General features: G+C 41.6%; 23 protein-coding genes. 18 read left to right on the forward strand and 5 right to left on the reverse strand.

Features of this window, described 5'->3' with window-relative positions; translation table 11 throughout:
- The first annotated feature begins 39 nt into the window (after positions 1-39).
- The 9 genes from ACP7AA_RS05425 to ACP7AA_RS05465 all read left to right on the forward strand — a co-directional run bounded on the left by ACP7AA_RS05425 (position 40) and on the right by ACP7AA_RS05465 (position 9,021).
- Complete coding sequence (locus ACP7AA_RS05425) at positions 40-1,065, forward strand: hypothetical protein (RefSeq protein WP_426222858.1); 1,026 nt, start codon at positions 40-42, stop codon at positions 1,063-1,065.
- 103 nt (positions 1,066-1,168) lie between these two features.
- Positions 1,169-2,233 carry a dTDP-glucose 4,6-dehydratase gene (rfbB, locus tag ACP7AA_RS05430; protein WP_426222859.1) on the forward strand — a complete coding sequence of 355 codons (1,065 nt, stop codon included), beginning with the start codon at positions 1,169-1,171 and terminating at the stop codon, positions 2,231-2,233.
- Between the two features lie 44 nt (positions 2,234-2,277).
- Positions 2,278-3,186: a dTDP-4-dehydrorhamnose reductase gene (gene rfbD, locus ACP7AA_RS05435; protein WP_426222983.1), complete on the forward strand. Its 909-nt coding sequence runs from the start codon at positions 2,278-2,280 to the stop codon at positions 3,184-3,186.
- A complete protein-coding gene (rfbA, locus tag ACP7AA_RS05440) occupies positions 3,183-4,073 on the forward strand; it encodes a glucose-1-phosphate thymidylyltransferase RfbA (protein ID WP_426222860.1) in 891 nt (296 codons plus the stop codon). Before rfbD ends, rfbA begins: the two co-directional genes overlap by 4 nt.
- A gap of 27 nt (positions 4,074-4,100) precedes the next feature.
- Entirely contained in the window at positions 4,101-4,673 is a 573-nt protein-coding gene (gene rfbC, locus ACP7AA_RS05445) for a dTDP-4-dehydrorhamnose 3,5-epimerase (RefSeq protein ID WP_426222861.1), read from the forward strand.
- A 235-nt stretch (positions 4,674-4,908) separates the two neighbouring features.
- Positions 4,909-6,462 carry a glycosyltransferase family 39 protein gene (locus tag ACP7AA_RS05450; protein ID WP_426222862.1) on the forward strand — a complete coding sequence of 518 codons (1,554 nt, stop codon included), beginning with the start codon at positions 4,909-4,911 and terminating at the stop codon, positions 6,460-6,462.
- Positions 6,463-6,524: 62 nt separating this feature from the next.
- Positions 6,525-7,619 (forward strand): glycosyltransferase family 2 protein, encoded by a 1,095-nt coding sequence (locus ACP7AA_RS05455; RefSeq protein WP_426222863.1) that lies wholly within the window; start codon positions 6,525-6,527, stop codon positions 7,617-7,619.
- 8 nt (positions 7,620-7,627) lie between these two features.
- Entirely contained in the window at positions 7,628-8,092 is a 465-nt protein-coding gene (locus ACP7AA_RS05460) for a GtrA family protein (protein WP_426222864.1), read from the forward strand.
- Positions 8,089-9,021 (forward strand): ChbG/HpnK family deacetylase, encoded by a 933-nt coding sequence (locus ACP7AA_RS05465; protein ID WP_426222865.1) that lies wholly within the window; start codon positions 8,089-8,091, stop codon positions 9,019-9,021. Before ACP7AA_RS05460 ends, ACP7AA_RS05465 begins: the two co-directional genes overlap by 4 nt.
- Before the next feature lie 118 nt (positions 9,022-9,139).
- Here ACP7AA_RS05465 and ACP7AA_RS05470 read toward each other — a convergent pair whose 3' ends face one another.
- Positions 9,140-10,069: a branched-chain amino acid transaminase gene (locus tag ACP7AA_RS05470; RefSeq protein WP_201563450.1), complete on the reverse strand. Its 930-nt coding sequence runs from the start codon at positions 10,067-10,069 to the stop codon at positions 9,140-9,142.
- 301 nt (positions 10,070-10,370) lie between these two features.
- Positions 10,371-13,220, reverse strand: coding sequence for a bifunctional [glutamate--ammonia ligase]-adenylyl-L-tyrosine phosphorylase/[glutamate--ammonia-ligase] adenylyltransferase (gene glnE, locus ACP7AA_RS05475; RefSeq protein WP_426222866.1), 2,850 nt, complete (start codon positions 13,218-13,220; stop codon positions 10,371-10,373).
- A 341-nt stretch (positions 13,221-13,561) separates the two neighbouring features.
- Here glnE and tusD point away from each other — a divergent pair, with 341 nt between their 5' ends.
- The 4 genes from tusD (at position 13,562) to ACP7AA_RS05495 (ending at position 15,230) form a co-directional block, all read left to right on the forward strand.
- On the forward strand, positions 13,562-14,005 hold the full coding sequence (gene tusD / locus ACP7AA_RS05480; RefSeq protein ID WP_201628537.1) for a sulfurtransferase complex subunit TusD: 444 nt from the start codon (positions 13,562-13,564) through the stop codon (positions 14,003-14,005).
- A 111-nt stretch (positions 14,006-14,116) separates the two neighbouring features.
- The gene (locus ACP7AA_RS05485) at positions 14,117-14,440 is read left to right on the forward strand and encodes a hypothetical protein (RefSeq protein ID WP_426222867.1); all 324 of its coding nucleotides are present in this window, start codon (positions 14,117-14,119) and stop codon (positions 14,438-14,440) included.
- An 86-nt stretch (positions 14,441-14,526) separates the two neighbouring features.
- Positions 14,527-14,880: a hypothetical protein gene (locus tag ACP7AA_RS05490; RefSeq protein ID WP_271133159.1), complete on the forward strand. Its 354-nt coding sequence runs from the start codon at positions 14,527-14,529 to the stop codon at positions 14,878-14,880.
- Complete coding sequence (locus tag ACP7AA_RS05495; protein ID WP_426222868.1) at positions 14,877-15,230, forward strand: TusE/DsrC/DsvC family sulfur relay protein; 354 nt, start codon at positions 14,877-14,879, stop codon at positions 15,228-15,230. Before ACP7AA_RS05490 ends, ACP7AA_RS05495 begins: the two co-directional genes overlap by 4 nt.
- A gap of 93 nt (positions 15,231-15,323) precedes the next feature.
- Here the strand turns inward: ACP7AA_RS05495 and ACP7AA_RS05500 are convergent, their stop codons facing one another.
- Entirely contained in the window at positions 15,324-15,896 is a 573-nt protein-coding gene (locus ACP7AA_RS05500) for a tRNA (cytidine(34)-2'-O)-methyltransferase (protein WP_201628540.1), read from the reverse strand.
- A 284-nt stretch (positions 15,897-16,180) separates the two neighbouring features.
- Between ACP7AA_RS05500 and ACP7AA_RS05505 the strand changes: the two genes are divergently transcribed.
- A complete protein-coding gene (locus ACP7AA_RS05505; RefSeq protein WP_144296920.1) occupies positions 16,181-16,321 on the forward strand; it encodes an entericidin A/B family lipoprotein in 141 nt (46 codons plus the stop codon).
- A gap of 70 nt (positions 16,322-16,391) precedes the next feature.
- Here ACP7AA_RS05505 and hemW read toward each other — a convergent pair whose 3' ends face one another.
- Positions 16,392-17,765, reverse strand: a complete 1,374-nt coding sequence (gene hemW, locus ACP7AA_RS05510) for a radical SAM family heme chaperone HemW (RefSeq protein WP_426222869.1) — start codon at positions 17,763-17,765, stop codon at positions 16,392-16,394.
- A gap of 309 nt (positions 17,766-18,074) precedes the next feature.
- Here hemW and ACP7AA_RS05515 point away from each other — a divergent pair, with 309 nt between their 5' ends.
- From ACP7AA_RS05515 to accC, 4 genes are all read left to right on the forward strand, one after another.
- A complete protein-coding gene (locus ACP7AA_RS05515; protein ID WP_426222870.1) occupies positions 18,075-18,569 on the forward strand; it encodes an EVE domain-containing protein in 495 nt (164 codons plus the stop codon).
- A 345-nt stretch (positions 18,570-18,914) separates the two neighbouring features.
- Complete coding sequence (locus ACP7AA_RS05520; protein WP_201624798.1) at positions 18,915-20,282, forward strand: MATE family efflux transporter; 1,368 nt, start codon at positions 18,915-18,917, stop codon at positions 20,280-20,282.
- Between the two features lie 251 nt (positions 20,283-20,533).
- A complete protein-coding gene (gene accB, locus ACP7AA_RS05525; protein WP_201624799.1) occupies positions 20,534-20,962 on the forward strand; it encodes an acetyl-CoA carboxylase biotin carboxyl carrier protein in 429 nt (142 codons plus the stop codon).
- Between the two features lie 158 nt (positions 20,963-21,120).
- Positions 21,121-22,482 (forward strand): acetyl-CoA carboxylase biotin carboxylase subunit, encoded by a 1,362-nt coding sequence (gene accC / locus ACP7AA_RS05530; RefSeq protein WP_183617923.1) that lies wholly within the window; start codon positions 21,121-21,123, stop codon positions 22,480-22,482.
- Between the two features lie 155 nt (positions 22,483-22,637).
- Here accC and ACP7AA_RS05535 read toward each other — a convergent pair whose 3' ends face one another.
- Positions 22,638-23,255, reverse strand: coding sequence for a hypothetical protein (locus tag ACP7AA_RS05535; protein ID WP_426222871.1), 618 nt, complete (start codon positions 23,253-23,255; stop codon positions 22,638-22,640).
- Positions 23,256-23,349 lie beyond the last annotated feature (94 nt).

The following is a 23,349-nucleotide window of genomic DNA, read 5'->3' on the forward strand; positions in this document are numbered from 1 at the left end:
CAGATCTAACACATTATAAATTATATAGAAAACATACCAATGAATACTAAAAAATCTATAATTTTAGCCTTGCCTGAAGATGTTGGTCTTAGTGAGTTAATAGTCAAAAATTTTGAATATCATGGTTTCGATGTAATCTCCTATCGTAGTCAACCATACCAATATAAAAGCTTCGGTGAAAGACTGACTAACTTCTTTAGAAAAAACTTTCTTAGTGATAAAAGCTATAAAAAGAAACAGCAAGATAAAGAAGCTTTAGAGAACTTGCAGCGCGAGATTTTAGAACGAACGACAAAAATAGATTATGCTTTATTTATTAGACCTGACATATTCCCTATTGATTTTATTAAAAAAATTAAAAGTTATGCTAATAAGACTATTGGTTATCAATGGGATGGATTAAGTAGGTTTCCAGAAGTTTTTGACAGGATAGAAAATTTCACTGAATTCTATGTTTTTGATTCCAAAGATATTTTTAACTATCCAGAATACAATTTGAAACTTGCGACTAATTTTTATTTTGACATGGATGAAAATCCGGTTTTACTGAACAATCGAGACCAGAAAACAATGTATTTCATAGGCTCACATCTACCTCAAAGGGTCGCGGTAATAAATCAATTTATTAAATTAGCTAATAATTTAAATCTTCGAATTAATTTTATAATTGGATTAGATAAAAAAAACATACAAAATAAAAACCTTTATGATAGCGAGTGTATAAGCTTTATTAGCAATGGAATTAAATACCAAGAAAACCTAAATAATGTAAAAAAATCTGACGTATTGATTGATTTTGTTAACAACATTCATTCTGGTTTATCATTCAGAATATTTGAGTCTATTTTTTATCAAAAGAAGCTAATTACCAATAATGCTGAAATAACCAATTATGATATATATCATGAAGATAATATCTTTATATGGGATGGAAAAAATATTGATTTTGAGTCTTTGAAGAGCTTTTTAGAAAAACCATATCATATCCTTCCATCTGATATAGCAAACAAATACTCTTTCAAAAATTGGTATAGTTTGATATTAGGTATTGATAAATATCAATAATAAATTACCACTTGACGAAAAAAATAAAGATGCAAATTAAACATTTGATTATATCCACTTGTTACAACAAGTTTATATAATTATCAAAGAAACGGGTTTCAATATGAACATATTAATCACAGGCGGAGCAGGGTTTATCGGCTCAGCTGTTATCCGCCATATTATAGCCAATACCACCGATAACGTTTTAAATATAGATAAGCTTACTTATGCTGGTAATCTTGAGTCGTTGTCTAACGTATCAAACAACACGCGCTATCAGTTTTCTCAAACCGATATTTGCGATCAACACGCTATTCAAACGCACTTTGCTGATTTTCAGCCAGATATCGTGATGCATTTAGCAGCAGAATCGCACGTTGACCGTTCTATCACTGGTTCAGCTGCCTTTATGCAAACCAATATTATTGGCACGCATACCCTATTAGAAGTGGCTAGACATTATTACGAAACTCTAAGTGGCGATAAAAAAAGCAACTTCCGTTTTCATCATATCTCTACTGATGAAGTCTATGGTGATTTAGAAAACGATGACGGTTTGTTTACTGAGACTACATCTTATGCGCCAAGCTCTCCCTACTCAGCCAGTAAAGCCAGCTCAGACCATCTCGTACGTGCTTGGAATCGGACTTATGGCCTGCCAGTTGTAATTACCAACTGCTCTAACAACTACGGTCCTTATCATTTCCCAGAAAAACTAATACCGTTAGTAATTCTAAACGCATTAGCCGGTAAATCTTTACCTATATATGGCAATGGGCAACAGATTCGAGATTGGTTGTACGTTGAAGATCATGCCCGCGCCTTATACTTAGTCGCTACTGAAGGTGAAACAGGTGAAACTTATAATATTGGTGGGCATAACGAGCATACTAATATTGAGGTCGTGCAAACGATATGTGAGTTATTAGAAGAACTAGCACCAAATAAACCTCATGGTATTATACGTTATGCTGATCTCATTACGTATGTCAAAGATCGCCCTGGACATGACTTGCGTTATGCCATTGACGCTAGCAAAATTCAGCAATCATTGGGATGGACACCACAAGAAACATTCAGCTCAGGTTTACGCAAAACCGTACTCTGGTATCTGAATAATTCAGAATGGGTTGAACATGTACAAAGTGGCGAATATCAACACTGGGTAAATCATCAGTACCAATAATAGATAAAGCCAATAATAAAACCAACAAAAAGACTGAAAAATCAATTATGAATATTATTTTACTTGGTAAGAATGGCCAAGTGGGCTGGGAGTTACAACGTGCCTTGCAGCCATTAGGAAACATTATTTCTTTAGATCGTCACATAAATACTAATGGATTATGTGGTGATATAACTAACTTTACGGCTATAGAACAGCTCTATGCTGCGATAAAACCTGATGTAGTCATCAACGCAGCCGCTTATACTGCGGTAGATAAAGCTGAAAGTAACTATGAAGAGGCTGATTTAATCAATCACTTAGCAGTTATGCATTTAGCTAATACATCTAAGCACTATAATAGCCTACTCATTAATTACTCTAGTGATTATGTGTTTGATGGTACGCTAGATGCGCCGTGGTCAGAAACAGATAGTAGAATGCCCATAAATAGCTATGGCAAGACTAAGTATGATGGAGAAATTGCTTTAGAACAAAGTGGTGCAAGATTTATTAACTTTCGCACCAGTTGGGTATATGGTACCTATGGTAATAACTTTATCAAAACCATGCTAAAACTTGCTCAAAGTAAAGAAGAGCTTAATATTATTGCTGATCAAATCGGTGCACCAACCGGGGCAGCTTTGATTGCTGATATTACTGCACAAGCATTACGTTATTACTTAATACATGAATATCCTGATAGTCTTCATGGACACTATAACTTAGCAGCAAAAGGTGAGTGTTCGTGGTTTGATTATGCTGAATTTATCTTCGCGACCGTGCAAAAAGAAATCGGTACAAAATTACTCATAAAACAGCTGAACCCTATTCCAACATCAGAATATCCTACCCCTGCAAAACGTCCGCTCAACTCGCGTTTAAATACTAAAAAACTACAAACCCAATTTCAATTGCATTTGCCGCATTGGCAACAAGGTGTTGCTCAAGTATTAGGAGAGTTATTGTTATGATTCAAACTAACCGTAAAGGTATTATTCTTGCTGGGGGCTCTGGTTCACGCTTGCATCCTATCACGCTGGGCACATCCAAACAGCTTCTTCCGATCTATGATAAACCAATGATTTACTATCCCTTGTCAGTTTTGATGCTTGCAGGTATTCGAGAGATTTTAATCATATCCACTCCTGAAGACTTACCAAATTTTAAAAAACTACTTGGTAATGGTGATGATTTAGGGATTGAACTATCCTATAAAGTCCAGCCATCACCTGACGGCCTAGCTCAAGCATTCATCTTAGGTGAAGAGTTTATTGGCGATGATAATGTTTGTTTAGTATTAGGAGATAACATTTTCTACGGGCAAAGCTTTAGCCAACAATTAAGTCGAGCGACCGAACAAGAAGTAGGAGCCACAGTATTTGGTTATTATGTGAGTGATCCTGAGCGCTTTGGTGTAGTAGAGTTCGATCAAGATGGCAAAGCACTCAGTATTGAAGAAAAACCAAATCATCCTAAGTCGAGTTACGCAGTGACTGGTTTATATTTTTATGACAACCAAGTTGTCGACATTGCTAAAAATGTGCAACCATCTCATCGCGGTGAGTTAGAGATTACTGACATTAACAATGCTTATTTAGAACGACAGCAACTTAATGTCGAACTACTAGGACGTGGCTTTGCATGGTTGGACACGGGAACTCACGATTCATTACTAGAGGCTGGTCAATTTGTACAAACTATTGAGCATCGTCAAGGCCTTAAAGTAGCCTGTCTTGAAGAAATCTCTTATCACAACGGTTGGCTTAACGATGCACAATTGTTAGAACGTGCCAATTTTTTTAAAAAAACAGGTTACGGGCAGTATTTATTAAAATTACACGAAGAGCATCAACACTAAATTCATAACCACATTAGTATATTCATTATGAACATAATTGATACCAAGATACCAGAGCTATTAATCCTTGAGCCTCGCGTTTTTGAAGATGACCGCGGCTGGTTTATGGAAAGCTTTAATCAAAAAAATTTTACCACTCTTTTAAAGGAACGTGGGTTCGAAGCACCAAACTTTGTCCAAGATAATCATTCCAGCTCTCAAAAGGGAGCACTGCGCGGCCTACATTATCAGCTAAACCCTTTTGCTCAAGCTAAGCTGGTGCGGGTGGTACAAGGAAGAGCTTGGGATGTAGCAGTAGATATTCGTCAGCGCTCACCTACTTTTGGACAATGGGTAGGTGTAGAATTGACCGGATCTAATCATCGTCAGTTTTGGATACCTGCAGGATTCGCGCATGGGTTTGTAGCACTCGAAGACAATACTCAGTTTCTATATAAAACCACCAGTTATTATAATAAAGAGAGTGAAAGAACTATTCTATGGAATGATAAGGATTTAGAAATTAACTGGCCAGTTGAAGGTTTGGAGCTCAAATTAACTGAGAAAGATCGTGAAGGAGCTACCTTCAAACAAACTATAGAAAGTGCCGATAATTTTTAACTAGAAGCAGCATCTATGTCTTTCATTTTCTAAATCATTCTTTTCATTACCAGTTTATTAACTTAATAGTTAATAAACTGGTAATGAAAATGAGTAACTTTTTAAATCTATATCTAGCAACACTCAAATTGACAAACAATTGTGGAAGGTAAGTTTACTAAGCTTGCCGATAATATTAAATTAAATACAATTACACGTCTTAAGAAGTATTCATACTACATTTAAGAGCTTATCCATGCCCGCTTCTACTGAACCACAAAATCTTTTAAAAAAATGGCAACCATTTTTTGTATTTCTATGCTTGTATTTTATATCTTGGAGTGTATTGCCTGCATTTATTTCTAGCAGCGTACCTTTAGATGTGAGTGAAGGTATCAGCTGGGGCAGCGAATGGCAATGGGGCTATTATAAGCACCCCCCACTATCGTCATGGGTATTATACAGCTTTTACCAGCTATTTGGACATGTAGGCCCCTATTTACTCAGCCAAATATATGTCTTACTTACCTTAGTCATAATTTATCAGTTGGGTAAAAAAATCTGGTCACCGACCACTGCTTTGATAGGCAGCGCATTAACCTTAGCGATTCTTTATTACACCTATCCTAGTCTTGAGTTCAATCATAACGTTGCTCAATTCCCTATCTGGGCAGGACTGTATTTAGCGTTTTATCAATCCATGACTCAAAATCGTCTCAGAGATTGGATATTACTGGGTGTACTCGGTGGACTGGGTATGCTAACCAAGTACACCGTGATATTTTTACTGATACCGATGGCATTATATTTAGTGTTGCCGAGACAATGGCCATTATTAAAACAACCAAAACCGTGGATAGCAGCTTTTGTCATGCTGGCAATTTTTGCACCACATTTGTATTGGCTAATAACCCATGATTGGTTGCCGCTGAGTTACGCAAGTGAACGCTCACAAGCAGTTGATGCAGGCACATACAACATCAAACGACACTTTAGTTGGATAGGATTTATAACTGCGCAACTTGTCGCTCACATTCCACTATTCATCATGTTTGTTTTCAATCGCAAACATTTAACCAGTATCCACAGCTATAAGCACAGTTTGCCAAATCATGCAGCCCTACTGTGGTATATGTGGCTATCGCCAATCGCTGTACTGGTCACTTTAAGCTTAGTATTTGGCGTGGGTTTACGTGATATGTGGGGTATGCCAATGTGGGCATTGTCGGGGTTACTCGCTGCCTCTTTAATAGCCCCTACTACTCAAGTATTGACCGCAACTAAGCTACGTAAAGCACTTATTATTTGGTTATCTCTTGTGACTATACTAATGATAGTATATGTGGGTTTTGGCGATAAGATTCGTCATAAACCTTCTCGTATGCAATGGCCAGAACAGGCTTTAACCACTCAAGCACAAGATACTTGGCAAACCGTGAGTAGTTGTAATCTTGATAGCGTTTCAGGCGATCGTTGGCTTGGGTCATTGGTGGCAATGAATAGCGGCTTTCCATCACAAATGATCTCAGGACCTTCAAGCCATTCACCTTGGATGAGTATTGAGCGCCTTCAAGAGCATGGTACTTTAGTGATGTGGCAAGAGGGTGAAGAAGATATTGTACTGCCTTTGCTTGATGATGTCAGTGTCATTACAGCCACTGAACTAACTAGCAATCACGCCAATAAAAATACATTGGTCAAACAACAAGGGCAATGGCAGATTGAGTGGCGTGACGACAAGATAGAGAAGCCGTTGTTAATAAACTGGATAGCTTATGTTCCAAACCATTGTTTCCAGCACTCCAAATAATTCATGATCTATAAATGGTTATTTAACGATCGTTGTTATCGAATAAAATAATTGAGTTTCTTATGTCACATCATCCATCGCCACCTTGCCCTTATCTATCTATTATCATACCTACGTATAATGATGCTGATGCTTTACAGGCCTTTTTACCAGAGGTTTTTGCATTTACGCAAACACTACGTGCTCCTGTAGTAGATACCTCATCGACAGAACAAAACAGTGAAATGATAATAGCAACTTGTGAGATTATTATTGTCGATGATGGCAGTCGCGATCACTCCATTGATGTGGTTACACGTTTGATGATCAATCGTCCCTCAAATACAGAGTTAACAATCATACGTTTATCACGTAATTTTGGTAAGGAGCCTGCACTCAGTGCTGGGCTAGCAGCGGCAAGAGGGAGTATGGTCGCTATGATCGATGCTGATGGACAGCACCCTTTACCTGTACTGGCGCAAATGCTAGCGATGATTGAACAATCCGACATCGACATGGTCGCAGGTATTCAGGCCAATCGTCCGCATGAAAGCCGACTGGCAAAAATGTTAAAGAGCAGCTTCTATCATTTTATCCAAGACAGCCAGCGCTACGAGATACGACCTAATGCTGGCGATTTTCGAGTGATGAACCGCAAGGTACTAAATGCTTTACGCTCACTACCAGAGCGTCAGCGCTTTATGAAAGGTTTGTACGCTTGGGTTGGTTTTAATACTGTTTACTTGCCTTTTACCGCTGCCAACCGTGACACTGGCGAAAGTAAATTTAACTACGGCAGCCTTTTTGAATTGGCACTCGTGGGCATTACCTCATTTTCCCAACGACCATTAAGATTAATATCACGTATGGGTTTTGTCGTCTCTGCATTGGCTTTTTTATACGGCTTATATATCGTAATAGATACGTTGATATTTGGTAGTGATGTCGCAGGTTGGGCAACTGTCGCCGCAGGGATTATGTTCTCCACTGGCATTCAACTGGTTTGTATTGGCGTGATTGGTGAGTATGTCGGTAGGCTATATGAAGAAGTCAAACAGCGCCCACTATATTTAATCGATGAAGTCATTGAGAGTAAACCTTCTAGTATGCATCCTCAATACGCTAATGATGACTCACAAGCTACTATCGATACTACGATAGATAAACATAATGGATAAACAAGCTGATGAATAATGCAGCAGAGACAAAGCCAAGCTCTATGCAAGCACTTTGGTTTTTGGCAGTCGGTGCCAGCGCAGCTTTGGTGCATTTTTTGGTACTGGTGAGTATTGTCAACTTCACCACCATAACGCCAGCGTGGGCAAACGTGGGAGCTTTTTTAATCGCTTTTGTCGTGAGCTTTTTTGGACACTTTTATCTTACCTTTAAGCCATCACATACCTCAAATAACAGTAGCTATAATAGCTCTACTTTCAAAAACAACAGTATTAAAAATAAAAGTAAGTATCTATCTGCACTAATCAAATGGTTTAGTAGTTCAGCAGCCGGCTTTATTGCCAATCAGAGCTTATTTGTACTGGGTTTACGTTGGTTTGGCGAGCAGTATTATATGCTGATATGGTTACTAATCACTGGCGTTATTACGGTGATGACCTTTGCTTTGGGCAAGTTTTGGGCGTTTAAACCATGAGCCATCCTAATTATCAAAAACAAGCATCGTCGCCAACCGATGATGCACGCCCTATTATTATCAATGTTGATGATTTAGGGTTGTCTACTGCAGTAAATGACTCAGTCCTTCACCTTGCCGAGCTTGGTCGCATTGGCGCTAGTAGTTATATGGTCGGCGGTACGATTACAGATAACGATATAAGTCACTTAAAAAACTTCAAAGTTGATATTGGCTTGCATTTAGATTTGACGGGCATATTTCCCTCTCTCCTACGTGGTTCATTAAAATCTATCATCGTTGCAAGCTACTTACGTCGCTTTAATCATATGCAAGTAACCGATATTATTAAACAACAATTGAATGGGTTTGAAGATCGCTTTGGACAGGCACCCGTGTTTATTGATGGGCATCAACATATCCATCAGTTTCCGATTATTCGTCACTGTCTAATTAAAGAGTTGACCAACCGTTATAGTAATGAGATATCAAAAGGTGCACTGAGTGCACGGGTGACAACGCCACTTATTAACGATGTAAAATCCTGGATAATCTATGCATTGGGCGGCTATGCGTGGCGTCATTCTTGTGAACACAATCACATTAAAACGAATAATAAATTCGGTGGGGTGTATGGTTTCGATGTTGACAGTCAGCAATTAGCTAGCTTATGGGAGCAATGGCTACAAAGTGCACCGCGCAATGCAGAATTATCTTCAGGGCCACTCACGCCAAAAGCCAAACTACCAATAACACCTGTTAACGTATCACCCACTTTGATTATGTGTCATCCTGCTGTACCTGAAAATGGTCACAATGGCTGGGAAGATGAAATCAAAGCTGCTCGAGAGATTGAGTATAAGTGGTTAATAAGTGATGAGTTTGGATATTTATTGCATAAGTATAATGTGAGATTACTACGATGGTCAGATATGACCTCGGCTTATTGAGCTTTCGATGATTGTCTAACCTATAATAAGAACAGTTAAATACCAAATAACAGAGATAAAAAAAGCTAAGACTTAAAACAGTCTTAGCTTTTTACTTCATACAATGTAGTTTTTAAAATTAATCAATAAAGCTTAACCAATCCATATACTGCTCATTGCGGCCATGTACCACATCGAAATATAAGGTTTGCAATTTCTCAGTCAGCTCACCACGGCCACCATTACCGATAACACGATCATCATATTCACGAATAGGCGTGACTTCAGCTGCGGTACCTGTCATAAATATTTCATCCGCCAAGTAGAACTCATCACGAGTGATACGGCGCTCAACGACTTTGATGCCCAAATCTTCAGCAAACTGAATGATAGTACGACGCGTGATACCATCAAGCGCACCACCACCCAAGTCTGGTGTATGCAGCACACCGTCTTTGACTAAAAATAAGTTCTCGCCGGCGCCTTGGCAAACATAGCCTTGTGGATCCATCAAGATGGCTTCATCATAGCCATTACGTGTAACTTCTTGGTTGGCCATGATAGATACTGGATAGTTGCTAGATGCTTTGGCTTTACACATGGTCACATTGGTCATGTGATGCGTAAATGACGAGGTTTTTACACGGATGCCGTTTTTGATACCGTCTTCACCAAGATATGCGCCCCAGTGCCAAGCAGCGACCATTGCATTGATGCTATTGTCACGTGATGACAAACCGAGTTTTTCAGCGCCAACCCAAATAAGCGGACGAATATAGGCTTCTGCCAAGTTGTTTTGCTTGACCACATCTTTTTGCGCTTGCTCAAGTGCCGCTGCATCAAATGGTACATTCATTTGAAAGATTTTTGCAGAACCCAATAGGCGATCGGTATGGTCTTTTAAGCGAAAAATCGCCGTACGATTGTCAGCAGTTTGGTAAGCACGTACGCCTTCAAATACCGCCATGCCATAATGCAGGCTATGCGTAAGCACATGAACCTTGGCATCTGGCTGTTCAATCATCGTGCCATTCATCCAAAGCTTACCTTCTTGTGTTGCCATATTCATTTAATAGTCCTTATGCTAGCGCTGACGTCTAACTTTTTTTGTTGAGTGTTAATGGTTAAATAAATGTTTTAATTAAAATTGCCTGCTGACACTGAGTGCCTATTTTTAGATGCAATTTCAGATGCAATTTTTCTAGGTACAAATTTAAGGTGCCAGTGATTATAGCACCGGCACGAGAGGCAAATACAATATTTTAGTTTATCACTGCATGGCTTTTATTCATATACCCTTGAGCACAAGGGCTATCAAAGCGCTATGCTTATCGTCATATCATCTGGCCGCATCATTATATGCAGCAACTTTACTCTGCGGATTCTACGCCCATCAGATGCTGCCACTGCGCTTGTACCAGTGCTCGCGTTTCTGTCCATAATGACTCATCAACCAATAACGACTGTTCGGATAATGCCAGTTGGTGCGTCGCTGCGCGGATGCGTAAGTAAGCGTCGGTCAAATCCTGACAAACCTGTGCCTCCCAAATACCCAAAGTCGCCATCTCTTCAAAAATACGGACGTTGTCACTCCATTTGGTCAAGCTTGGATGCTCATGTGAATAAGCTAATACCGCAAACTGCGCGAGAAACTCAATATCTACAATACCGCCAGCATCCTGCTTAAGATGGAACTTGCCCGCTTGCTGCTGGTGCTGACTGGTACCCAAATGCTTTTGCATTTTAATACGCATGCTGGTGACTTCAATACGAACTTGCTCAATCGTACGCGGTAATGCCAAAACAGTACGACGAATATCACAAAAACGGGCGGTCACGCGTTTGTCACCGCAGATTGCCCGCGCCCGTACCAACGCTTGATGCTCCCAAGACCACGCTTTCTCAAGCTGATAAGTCTCAAACGCATGACAAGAAACCACCATCATGCCAGCGTTACCCGACGGTCGCAGCCGCATATCGACTTCATAAGCGCGGCCATCACGGGTTTGGGTATTAAGATAAGTCATGAGCTTTTGCGCCAAGCGAGCCGCAAACTTCATACCGCTGACTGATTTTTCGCCCGTGGTCATGCCTTGCTCTTTTATTTTATGCAAAAATACTAAGTCTAAATCTGATGAATACGACAGCTCCAACCCGCCAAGCTTGCCATAGCCAATGATGGCAAAGCCGCAATCTGCTTCCGTGACCGGATCGCCATCTTGACCAATCGGATAGCCATAGCGTTTGACGATTTCGGCAAAGGCACGTTCAAGCGCGGCCTCGAGTACCACAGCGGCAATATAAGTCAGTGAGTCTGACACTTTCATGATTGGGCGTTCTGCCAACACATCACTGGCAGCCACTGCCAACACTTGGTTCTTTTTAAATAAACGCAGTACGCTGAGTAGCTCCTCTTCATCGTTAGGCTCTACGCGCAATAACTGTTGACGCAAAATGTCCCGCAGCTCACGCTTGTCTGGCAAATGCCGATAACGCTGCTGTAAGAAGGTATCTAATAACACCGGATACTGCGCCAATTCTTTAGCAATCCACGGGCTCGCTGATAACATCGGAATCAGCTCAACGGTGGCATTGGGGTTTTCTGCAATCATCACCAAGTAAATAGAGCGGCGGCAAATGGCTTCTAGCAAAGTAATTAAACGTGGCAAGGCGGTATTAGCAAGTTGCTGCTGTTCTTCATGGATAAGTAGCGCGTGTACAATCACAGGATAAGCATCATCCAAACGCTCACGCGCTTCATCGCTCAAATTGGCGACCATTTTTGACTGCCAAAAACCTTGTAATAACGCACGATTTTCTTCAGTTAATACCTCATTTAAGCGCGCTATCTGCTCATTTAACTGTTCAGGCTCAAGCTCGTCATCCTCTTGATCGGGTATCTGCCGTTCGGTGACCATACGCTCAAACGGTACATTGACATGATAGCGATGCTGATTAAGTGTCGCTAATAATCCTGCCCAATCATCAAAGCCAAGGGTGACTGCTAGATTATGCTGCCACTGTGTGTCATGCGGTAGGCGCTGCGTTTGCTGATCATTAATTGCTTGAATACCGTGCTCAAGGCGACGTAAAAAACGATAAGCCGCTTGTAGTTCTTGATAAGTGCTCTGCTCTAGATACTCAAGCTGACACAGCGCCTGCATCGCCGCCAAACAAGACTTGACCTGTAGCTGCGGATGCCGACCACCATAGATTAACTGAAAGGCTTGGACGATAAACTCAATATCTCGAATACCACCCGCGCCAAGCTTGATATTATCTAAATCTTCACGCTGAGCGACTTGATTCTGAATAAGAGACTTCATCTCTCTGAGGGCTGAAAAGGCACTATAGTCAACATAATAACGAAACACAAAAGGCTTAATCAGCGCTTGTATGTCATCATAAAACGGCTGCTCTATATGCCCAACCACGCGTGCTTTGAGCCAAGCAAAACGCTCCCATGCCCGCCCATGCTGAGCAAAATACTTCTGTAATGCTGATAAATGAATCGCCAAATCGCTGCCATCGCCCCACGGACGCAAACGCATATCGACCCGAAACACAAAACCATCAGCAGTATTGTTATCGAGCAGCCTAATAATGCCTTGTCCAAGCCGCGTCATAAAACGCTTATTATCAATACTGCGTGTGCCTTTTGCTTTGTCACCATCCGTTTCACCGCGCGCCTGATGGACGAAAATAAGGTCGATATCACTGGATAAATTCAGCTCATGCGCGCCAAGCTTACCCATCGCCATAATCGCCATGGCATCCACTTGCACATTACCTTTAGCATTAATAAAGGTCGGTTGCCCATATTGCGCCATCAGCTGCTGGTACGTATAGTCTTTGGCAAATAAAATGCAGCCATCCGCAAACTCAGACAGCTCATCGGTCAATTGCTCAAGCTCAATGACGGCCAAGGCATCTTGCCAAATCCAGCGCATCATCAGTAGCATACGCAAATGCCGCAAGCCGATCATGACTTTGTCTTCATTGGCAAGCTGGTAGTTCTCATCCAACGTATAATCTTGAATCAAATCATCAATTTGCTGGCGCGTTAAAGTGCTCTGTAATGGATAACTGCGCAAAAACGTCTGGCAAGCGCCCGTTCGACTTTGCCAAACCTGATAAGCAAACTCGCTGGCAGTCTGTAGCACTTGTAGCTGCTCTGGTGTGGGCTGAAAGCCTGTACCACTAGGTACGGTAGATAGCATAACGACGACAACTCCTTGCAGCATAAAGCTATAAAAACCACATGAATTGGAAAAATTATTTTTAGAATATTAAAGCGATTGTACATCTTCTAATTTGTGCGTTTTATAGTAGCATAAATCCTCAACCATGCTACTGACAGCCCTATACTAACTAACAACTGACGAACACACGAAAAATTCGTGAATAATGCTACAATAGCCAATGCTTAGAAGGCTTAAAAAACTTGATTCTTAAGTGCTTGATTCTTAAGTGCTTGATTCTTAAAAACCTTGAGTCTTAAAAAAATTAAGGCGTTGCGCTTTTTTCTTCATACTCATTCATCATAAGTGACACCGCGATTATGACGACCACAACCCCGCTATTATTAATTACTGCTGATCCTAGCCATCCGCTGGCACATCTTGCGCTACGCTATGCTCGTACTTATCTAGCAAGCACTGACATAAATAATAATGATAAAACCAATAACAGCGACGACCTTGAAAACCCGCCCGCGCCATTGAATGTTTTTTTCTATGCCGATGCCGCCAATACAGCCAATCGATTACGCTGGCAGTCAGCAGACCAGATGAATATCACTCAAGCGTGGCAAAAGCTTGCTGAGCAATATCAATTGGCGCTGCCCGTTTGCGTCAGTACGGCGCTTAGCCGTGGTATTTCAGATAGCGAAAATAGCACTCGCCATCAATTAGATAGCGAAAACCTGGCCGCTGGTTTTAAGCTGGTTGGACTGAGTGAGCTTGCGATGATGATGCAAGGTGACTGTCGTTTGCTACAGTTTTAATTAGCATTGGAATTATAGTTCGCTCTGAAAATGACCAGCCTATAAATAGTTAGCCCATAAAAAACCAGCTTAGCAATAACGACTAGCGATACCTCAGATTAGGAATACATCATGAAATTACTCATTCGCTTGCACACAGCTACCGAGATGGCAAGCTATGAAAGCTGCGCGCTGGCTTTAACTTTAGCGACTTTTGGTCATGAGGTGCAGCTGTATTTGGATGCGCCTGTATTTGGTTTTTTAATGCAGCCTAACTCACGTCTACATGGCATGATTCAGTCACTTGAACTCTATGATATGCCAGCCGCTTGGTTACCTGACGATGTGTTTAGCGGTTGGATTGCGGGCATGTTACCGGCTGATTTGGCGACGCAATTAACCTTGATTCCAGAGGTAGTAAATTCGCAAGATTTTGACCAGATTCTGGTTTTTTAGTAGCAGCTTTTAGTACTAGTACGACTCTTCACTCTTAATATTTAGTTTGATATAACAATAAATACAGTAAGCAAGCGGACACGATTATGGCAACTTTATACCAATTACATTGCAGCATGGACACGCTCAGGCGCAGCACAGAACAAATGGCATCGACGTGGCGTGCGGGTGATAGCATTATATTATTAGGCTCAACGGTCGCTTTTATTGACTGGTTTAATGCCTACTTAGGTGACCTTGAGAGCATCGAGATAGAAGATATCGCTGCTATTTATGCCCTCGCCGAGGATGTGGCGCAGCTTAGTGTTGATACAACCGCTAAGCTAAACCTTACTACGAAATTAACCGCTATTTTAAGCGATGATGAATGGGTCGCCTTAACTCAAAATACTCATGCTAATGGTGCTAAGTTTGATAAAGTGGTGACGATTGCTCTATGAATAATGACAATACAATCATTCCTATCACAGCAGCGCTCAACGTTGAATTAGATCAAGACGGACATTTATGCGACCATACGATTTGGACGCTTGCGATTGCGCAGCAACTCGCTAACACTCTAGATGTGACTCTAAATGCTGAACATTTAGCCATCTTGCAACAGGTGCGCGCATTTTTTGTCAAATTTAACCACGCCCCTGCTACCCGCCCGCTGATTAAATGGCTACAGCAAACCCTACCTGAGCATGACATCAGTAATCAAAAGCTCCAGCAGCTATTTAACACTGGTTTGGTCGCCCGTCACGTCAATCGTCTTGCAGGTTTACCAAAACCGCCTAATTGTTTATAAAAAACGTGGTTTATAAAAAAAGCAGTAAAAAAGAGGTTAAAGAAAATCATTAGTTTAATTCTCTTTAACCTCTTTTTAACGTAACTACCTTCTCTATTTCGGATCATAAACCGTCAAGGTCTCATAACCGATACTGCGACCTTCATCACCGTCAAACCCTTGCTGTCGCCAGACTTCATACAAGCATATTGCCACGCTATTAGACAAATTTAAACTGCGCGAATCCGCCAGCATTGGCAATCGTAGCCAATTATTAGCACCAATATCTGCGCGGATATCATCTGGTAGCCCTGCCGTTTCAGAACCGAAAACCAGCGCAACATGATTTGATGATGGGCTAGTAGTCGACTGATTGTCTGATTGGTCAGTCGTTTGTCCGCTAAAATCATAGTCATAAAACGGTTTGCTAAGCTTGGTTGTAAGCGCGGTAATAATATCGCAACCAGCAGCTTGCAGCGCTTGTTTGGTCATTGCCCAATCGTCATGTACTTGCAGATGGGCATATTCATGATAATCCAAACCTGCGCGGCGTAGCTTCTTATCGTCGAGCTCAAACCCTAACGGTCTAACCAAGTGTAGCTGCGCCCCACTGTTGGCACATAAGCGAATAATATTACCAGTATTGCTAGGCATCTTTGGCGCTACCAACACGATATGAATGGTCATACGAACTCCGTCAATGGTTTGGACTTTATATTTGGCTTATATAGCAGGTGTAATCAAAAGTTACAGTTTACTGCCAATAATTACATTTTGATACTGTGCTCTGATTTTAACTTTGATTATGATGGCTGTAACGGACAACGAGATGGCTTAAAAACCTTAAAAACATTGTTATCCCATCCTACAATGTTATCGTATCCTGCAACCCCTCAGTAAAACTTAAGCAAAACGCTAAGTTCTACTGTTATTACTTATAAAACAACCCTGTCTTTTTTGAGGAAAAAATTATGAAAAAATTGGTTATCGCATCTTTGACTGCTATGTTTGTACTAACTGGTTGCAACACTTTTAAAGGTCTAGGTCAAGACGTTTCAAGTGCTGGTGGCGCTGTAACTGGTACTGCACAAGAAGTACAAAACAAAATCTAAGTCTGAATATTGTTAGACTTATTTTAAAGAGGCTTATCATTTGGTAAGCCTCTTTTTTTATCTTCTGATTTTACAAAAATTCTCTTAAGATTTGATTCAGATACCTTTTACCCAATGCGGTCGGCTGTAAATGCTCATTATCATCTATCAACAGTCCTTGTTTAATGAGCTTATTCACCTCTAGAGCAATACTGTCATAGCTCAGTCCAGTACGAGCCTCAAACAACGACCACGCCACGCCATCATGTAAACGTAACGCATTGAGCATAAACTCACTGACCAGCTCATCACTTGCAATGGCTTGCCAACCTACCATTTTTGGCGGCATTGGCGTCTTTGGTATGGTTACCATTTGGTTGTTTTGGTTTATTTTATTTTGCTTAGTCTCATCTTGGTAGCCCATATAGTCTTTGGGCAGACGTGATTTGCTAAAGCGATATATACCCGCCTCGTTTTTTAATATCTCATCAGACATTTTTTCAGCGATCAATTCTTGACTGACATCTTTATAAATGGTGACTTTACCGTGAGCACCTGCACCAATCGCCAGATAGTCACCAAACTGCCAATAGTTGACGTTGTGACGGCAAGGCTTATCGGACGCGCCTGCCCATGCCGACACTTCATAATTGTAATAGCCCAAACTTTCAAGCAATGCCTGACCCGCTTGTTCGATATCCGCCAAGCTATCTTCATCGGGTAAAATCGGCTGACTGCGATAAAACACGGTATTTGGCTCAATGGTCAGCTGATACCATGAAATATGCGTAGCACCTGCGTCATGCGCCATTTGGATATCGTTCAATGCTTCACTCATCGTTTGCTTTGGTAACCCATGCATCAAATCCACATTGACGCGCTCAAATCCAGCGCAACGAGCCGCTTTAATGGCAGAGAGCGCTTGGGCTGGATTATGAATACGCCCCAGTGTGGTGAGCTGCTCAGCAGCAAAGCTTTGTACGCCAATCGACAAACGATTGATGCCTACCTTTAAATACTCCGCAAATGGTGCATGCTCAAGGGTGCCTGGATTGGCCTCCATCGTTACTTCAATGTCACCGGCAAACCTAAAAATCTCGCGCAAACTGTTAAATAAGCGTTGATACTGGGCAATGGGCAGCAGCGAGGGAGTACCGCCACCGATAAATACTGAGCTGATTTCTCGCCCTTGGGTTAACGACTGCTGCGACGCTGCATCAAGTATTAGCGCATCAACATACTCATCATACATAGACAGCTGACTGTCAATCGGCAGCTCATGCGAGTTAAAATCGCAATAAGGGCATTTTTTCACACACCACGGAATATGAATATAAAGCGCTAATGGAATATCTCTGACATCGAGCGCACTTATACTGTCAGGACTTGTATTGTCATGACTTGAATTATCACGATTAACAGCGCCAAGGTTGTTGGAAAAATGAGACGATTTGATATTTGACATAAGCGCACTTATCTATAAAGGGGTAGCTGCTATCATAAGCAGAAAGTAGCGCTAGGATAACGGCTGGGCGAGCTAAAGAAAAGCCTAATCAGCATAAATTAGACATAAAAGCAGTGACAAAAAATGGCGTTTAGGCTGATAGCTGATAGCTGATAGCTGATAGCTGATAGCTGATAGCTGATAGCTGATAGCTAGAATACAAAAAAAGCTCAATGACCATATAAGATGAGAATCTATGATGAGCAGCTTTTAAACTCATCACTATTAAACCGTTATTATTACACTAATAATTTTACAAGGATAAAGACCATGGCCTATTGGCTTATCAAATCTAATCCCCGCTGTTTTAATATAGAAGACTTACAACGTGCGGGCACGGAGATGTGGGATGGCGTGCGTAACTACCGCGCCCGCAACTTTATGCGTGACGATATGAAAGTCGGTGACAAAGCATTTTTTTACCATTCGAGCGCTAAACCTTCTGGCGTCGCTGGCATCGTGACCATTAGCAAGGCCGGCTACCCTGACAGCACCCAGTTTCATCCTGAGCATCGCCATTATGACCCTAAAGCAACTGAAGATGAGCCGCGCTGGTACATGGTACATGTGACTTTTGAGCAAGCTTTTACGGATATATTGCCCTTAGCCCAACTTAAGTTTTTGCCGGCGCTTGAGGATTCCTTGTTGCTGAGAAAAGGCTGTGAGCAGCTGACTATTATTCCGCTTGAACCCAAGCATTGGAACACGATTATGGATATGGCAGAAGAGCTTAATCTCATACCGAATGAGACTAACTCTATTTGACGTTTACTGTATGGCTTACAACGCCTTAAAATTCAAGAAAAAGCGATGCTTTAGTATTAACAAACGCGTCTAGAACGTTGACATCAGACTTAAGCTTGTTTACCATTATTTTTAATAATAACCTGTCGATTCTGCTTGCGAATTGACGGGTTATTTTTATTTTAGGGCATCCATTTTTACTTTTATACCTAGCCGGCCTATTGTTACTCAGATTGCACTTGCTCATATTATTTATCGGAGTATTATCGTCGCACCAATCCTATTTTACTGTCTTGCTATTAACTTGTTGATGGCAGCATTTGCTCATCTACAATCATTACCGCAAAGAATAAAAAGTTGCTTATTATGGTTTTCCCATTATCTTTCAGAGATTTTAAAAGTTATAGCTTACGCCTAGGCGTACTTGCACTGCCTATTTTGATTACCCAGTTTTGCCAAGCCGCGCTGGGTGTTGTCGATGCCATTATGGCCGGTCAAGTCTCTGCCCTTGACCTAGCCGCCGTCGCTGTTGGTTCCGGTATTTGGCTGCCATTATTCTTATTGGCGACCGGTATTTTGATTGCCACGACGCCGCTCATTGGCGAAGCAATCGGTCAAAACAAACACAGCCAAGTACCACACATCACCCAACAGTCTTTATGGACGGCAGGTGTCATTGGTATTCTCGGTTTTGTTATTGTCAATCTGGCACCTAATATACTTGGGGTGATGGGTGTACCTGAAAACATCCAACCTATCGCTTCTCAATATCTACGAGGGGTATCATTCGGTTTCCCTGCGATTGCTGTGTATGCGGTACTGCGTAGTTATTGTGAGGCGCTTGGTCGACCGGAGCCTGTGACAGTTATCAGTATCATCGGGCTGCTTGCCGATATTCCGCTTAACTACATTTTTATCCATGGTTTATTTGGTATGCCTGAGATGGGCGGCGCAGGTTGCGGGGTTGCAACCGCAATCGTCCTTTGGATTAATGTCATACTATTAGCGACTTATACCAGTTTTACGAAACGTCAACAGTTTGCCAGTACGCGCTTCTTTTATGCTTTTGCCCGTCCCAATCGCACGCAAATCAAAAAACTATTAAAGCTTGGTATCCCGATTGGCATTTCTATCTTTTTTGAAGCCAGTTTATTTAGCTTGGGAGCCTTGGTAATCAGTCCCTTAGGCGAGCTTGCAACCGCCTCGCATCAGGTGGCACTATCGGTGACCTCGCAGCTGTTTATGATTCCTATATCAGTCGCGATGGCGCTGACGATTATGGTGTCCAACCGCTTTGGTGAAAAAAACCTGATGGCATTACGTCAGGTACAAGCCACAGGTTTGATATGGACGGTAATCATTGCCCTTACTTGTATGCTTGGCATTTGGTTATTTAGACCGCAATTGGCCGCGGCCTTTACCGACAATCCCGACGTCACAGCCCAAGCCATGCACCTACTTATCTTTGCCTTAGCCTATCAGTTATTTGATGGTTGGCAGGTCAATGTCGCCGGTATATTACGCGGTATGCAAGACACCACCATACCGATGTGGGTCACGCTATTTTGTTATTGGCTCGTGGCCCTACCACTTGGTATTTATCTCGTGCGCTTTACCGACGTTGGCGCGCAAGGTTTCTGGATGGCACTTATCACCGGCTTATTCCTATCTTCCATCTTGCTTACCGTACGTTTGCGCTATCAGCAAAAACGCTTGACGATGATGTGGGCTTAATGCTGTCATTACCTTTACCCAATCGTAGCGTCTAGTAACCATTACTAGCGCTACCTTGTCACATAGACTATGATAAATCATTAAGTATTTCTTACTCTATAAGATAGCTTACGTCATAATATGTAAAAAAACTCAGTTAACAACTGTACATCGATTGCTCATTGGCGTGAATATAGGTATCATTAGCAATTACCAACACAATATTTAGTTACACTATTTTCTCGAATTTAGTACAAGGCAAAATTAAAATTATGGATATTGAAAAAATACGCACCCTGATCGCACTCATGGAAGAAAGTGAACTGGTTAATTTAGAAATCAGCTCAGACGACGAACATATTAGCTTAACTCGTCACTATGATGCGCCTGCACCAACGATGATGGCCGCTCCTAGTGTTGGCGCTGCGCCAATCGCTGCTGAAGCCACAGCTGCTATCAAAGCTGGTAGCGTTGAGACATCGCCGATGGTTGGTGTTTTCTATTCAGCCCCAAGCCCTAACGATCCACCGTTTGTAAAGGTTGGACAAAAAGTACAAGCGGGTGACACGCTTGGTATTATTGAAGCCATGAAAATCATGAATCCTCTTGAAGCGACTCAAAGCGGTATTGTGGATGAAATCTTAGTAAATAACTCTGAAGTTGTGCAGTTTGGTCAGCCGGTCATACGCTACAAAGCGTAACGCTGTTTCCAACCTTTACTTTGTAATGATTGAGACCTCGTTATTATTGATACGGCATCAGCGCTCAATTTACCTAAATGAGTTGTATCGTCATTTATTTTTATGATGTCTAAAATAGCGACTTTATCAATGACTGCCGCTTCAACAAGGATGACCCCATGATAAAAAAACTGCTCATCGCCAATAGAGGTGAGATTGCCCTACGTATCGTTCGAGCTTGTAAGGCGCTTGGCATAGAGACTGTCGGCGTCTATTCTACCGCTGATGCAAATTTGATGCACTTACGCTTTGTTGATGAAGCAATCTGTATTGGCAAACCCAATGCCAACCAAAGCTATCTTGATATCAATACGATTTTGACCGCCGCTGAAATTACTGGTGCTGATGCTATTCACCCTGGTTACGGCTTTTTAGCTGAAAATGCCGAGTTTGCTGAGCGTATCGAAGAAGCCGGATTGACCTTCGTTGGCCCTAACGCCGATCATATCCGCTTAATGGGTAATAAAGTTTCTGCCATCAATGCTATGAAAAAAGCAGGTGTGCCAACGGTACCCGGTTCAGTGGGTGCGGTGACCATGCACAATGCGGAAGAGCAAGCACGCAACATTGGCTTTCCTCTTATTATTAAAGCAGCTGCAGGCGGTGGTGGTCGTGGTATGCGCGTCGTTGAGCGCTTTGAGGAAATTATTGGTCAAGTGCAAGCGGCAAAGCAAGAAGCTGAATTGTGGTTTGGCGACGATACGGTCTATATGGAGCGTTATCTACAAAATCCGCGCCACGTAGAAGTACAGGTACTTGGCGACGGCAATGGTAATGCGATTCATCTTTATGACCGTGATTGCTCTTTACAGCGCCGCCATCAAAAAGTATTAGAAGAGGCCCCTGCCCCTGATATCCCTGATGATGTACGTCAGCCTATCCTCGATGCCTGTGTCAAAGCCTGTAAGCTGGTCAAGTATCGCGGTGCTGGGACATTTGAGTTTTTATTTGAAAACAATGAATTCTTTTTTATCGAGATGAATACCCGTGTACAGGTTGAGCATACCATCACCGAGATGATTACAGGTATCGATGTGGTCGTTGAGCAGCTTAAAATCGCAGCGGGCTACGGTTTATCTTATCGTCAAAGCGAAATTGAAGTTCAAGGGCATGCGATTGAATGTCGTATCAATGCTGAAGATCCAGTGACCTTTATGCCATCACCCGGTACTGTCACTCAGCTGTACTCACCTAGTGGCGCTGGCGTTCGCTTTGATTCACATCTCTATCCCGGCTATGAGATTCCAAGCTACTACGACTCACTCATTGGCAAGCTTATCTGCCATGGTCAAACGCGGCAGCAAGCAATCTCTAAAACCTTGCACGCACTTGATGAATTGGTTATTGAAGGTATTAAGACTAATATACCGATGCATCGTGATGTAATTTTGGCTGATGATAAATTTGTCCATGAAGCACAAAATATTCATTATCTTGAAAGAGAGTTATTAACGGCCAATAAAGACAAGGCTGATTCATAGTCTGTCTAAATGCTATTGTTTTACAAGAAAATTAATAAAAAAACCGCTATTCAAATAGATAGCGGTTTTTTAATGTGTCTGGATTTTATAAATGACATTTTTAAATTTTATAGATAACAGTTTATAGACGACAGTTTATAAATGATAATAAAATATTATGGTAATACTCTAGTGAAATTCATAAAGCATTCGGTACCATCAGGGTCGGCACACCACTGCATTTGATTACCGTCATGGTTTAAAAACGCAATCAGCGCCTCATCAGTCTGATCTATCTGATTGCCTGAGCAATCTACCTCATTGTTGTCATAGACCGTTTTGAGAGCAATAATCGGCAAACCCTCTTCGCGGTGAGTGACTAGGTAGCGACCATAGGTCCATTCTTTACCGCTGACCGCCCACATCTCATTATCCGCAGCAAAGTTATATAACTCACGGCATTGATTGGATTTCGCTGCTGAAGCCATCAGTTTTTGACCGGTACTCGGCTTTATATTAACGATACGTTTTTCATTTTGGCTCAGTAGTCCATCTTTTGTATCAGCGTTTACTTTTGGCTCAGCACTTTTTTCTTTTTGCTGCTTGGATGCTGCTTGTCTGGCCTCCGCTTCTTTAGTCATTGTGATACTACTGTCTAAATCTATTTCCCACTGTCCGGCAATGGCGGGACTGATATGCGTGGTAATCGTGGGCTTACTGACGACTTCAGCATTCGCTGGCAGTGAAGCTAAAATAGATGCCAATGTAAATGAAGCAAATGATATAGGTTCCATAATTAACCTTGTTTTTCTACTATTATAATAATAAATGATATATACATTAGCGTAAGTCTTAGACACCAAAAACACAAGTAACATTATGCTATCA

It is taken from the genome of Psychrobacter sp. DWR1-2-3, assembly GCF_049896465.1.
Classification (GTDB): domain Bacteria; phylum Pseudomonadota; class Gammaproteobacteria; order Pseudomonadales; family Moraxellaceae; genus Psychrobacter; species Psychrobacter maritimus.

Coding starts and splice junctions, on each gene's coding strand:
- accC (WP_183617923.1), top strand. CDS start 21,121: ATGATAAAAAAACTGCTCATCGCCAATAGAGGTGAGATTGCCCTACGT.
- rfbB (WP_426222859.1), top strand. CDS start 1,169: ATGAACATATTAATCACAGGCGGAGCAGGGTTTATCGGCTCAGCTGTT.
- rfbA (WP_426222860.1), top strand. CDS start 3,183: ATGATTCAAACTAACCGTAAAGGTATTATTCTTGCTGGGGGCTCTGGT.
- ACP7AA_RS05485 (WP_426222867.1), top strand. CDS start 14,117: ATGAAATTACTCATTCGCTTGCACACAGCTACCGAGATGGCAAGCTAT.
- ACP7AA_RS05490 (WP_271133159.1), top strand. CDS start 14,527: ATGGCAACTTTATACCAATTACATTGCAGCATGGACACGCTCAGGCGC.
- ACP7AA_RS05520 (WP_201624798.1), top strand. CDS start 18,915: ATGGTTTTCCCATTATCTTTCAGAGATTTTAAAAGTTATAGCTTACGC.
- ACP7AA_RS05460 (WP_426222864.1), top strand. CDS start 7,628: ATGAATAATGCAGCAGAGACAAAGCCAAGCTCTATGCAAGCACTTTGG.
- ACP7AA_RS05465 (WP_426222865.1), top strand. CDS start 8,089: ATGAGCCATCCTAATTATCAAAAACAAGCATCGTCGCCAACCGATGAT.
- ACP7AA_RS05455 (WP_426222863.1), top strand. CDS start 6,525: ATGTCACATCATCCATCGCCACCTTGCCCTTATCTATCTATTATCATA.
- rfbC (WP_426222861.1), top strand. CDS start 4,101: ATGAACATAATTGATACCAAGATACCAGAGCTATTAATCCTTGAGCCT.
- ACP7AA_RS05505 (WP_144296920.1), top strand. CDS start 16,181: ATGAAAAAATTGGTTATCGCATCTTTGACTGCTATGTTTGTACTAACT.
- accB (WP_201624799.1), top strand. CDS start 20,534: ATGGATATTGAAAAAATACGCACCCTGATCGCACTCATGGAAGAAAGT.
- ACP7AA_RS05535 (WP_426222871.1), bottom strand. CDS start 23,255: ATGGAACCTATATCATTTGCTTCATTTACATTGGCATCTATTTTAGCT.
- ACP7AA_RS05495 (WP_426222868.1), top strand. CDS start 14,877: ATGAATAATGACAATACAATCATTCCTATCACAGCAGCGCTCAACGTT.
- hemW (WP_426222869.1), bottom strand. CDS start 17,765: ATGTCAAATATCAAATCGTCTCATTTTTCCAACAACCTTGGCGCTGTT.
- ACP7AA_RS05470 (WP_201563450.1), bottom strand. CDS start 10,069: ATGAATATGGCAACACAAGAAGGTAAGCTTTGGATGAATGGCACGATG.
- glnE (WP_426222866.1), bottom strand. CDS start 13,220: ATGCTATCTACCGTACCTAGTGGTACAGGCTTTCAGCCCACACCAGAG.
- ACP7AA_RS05425 (WP_426222858.1), top strand. CDS start 40: ATGAATACTAAAAAATCTATAATTTTAGCCTTGCCTGAAGATGTTGGT.
- ACP7AA_RS05500 (WP_201628540.1), bottom strand. CDS start 15,896: ATGACCATTCATATCGTGTTGGTAGCGCCAAAGATGCCTAGCAATACT.
- ACP7AA_RS05450 (WP_426222862.1), top strand. CDS start 4,909: ATGCCCGCTTCTACTGAACCACAAAATCTTTTAAAAAAATGGCAACCA.
- tusD (WP_201628537.1), top strand. CDS start 13,562: ATGACGACCACAACCCCGCTATTATTAATTACTGCTGATCCTAGCCAT.
- ACP7AA_RS05515 (WP_426222870.1), top strand. CDS start 18,075: ATGGCCTATTGGCTTATCAAATCTAATCCCCGCTGTTTTAATATAGAA.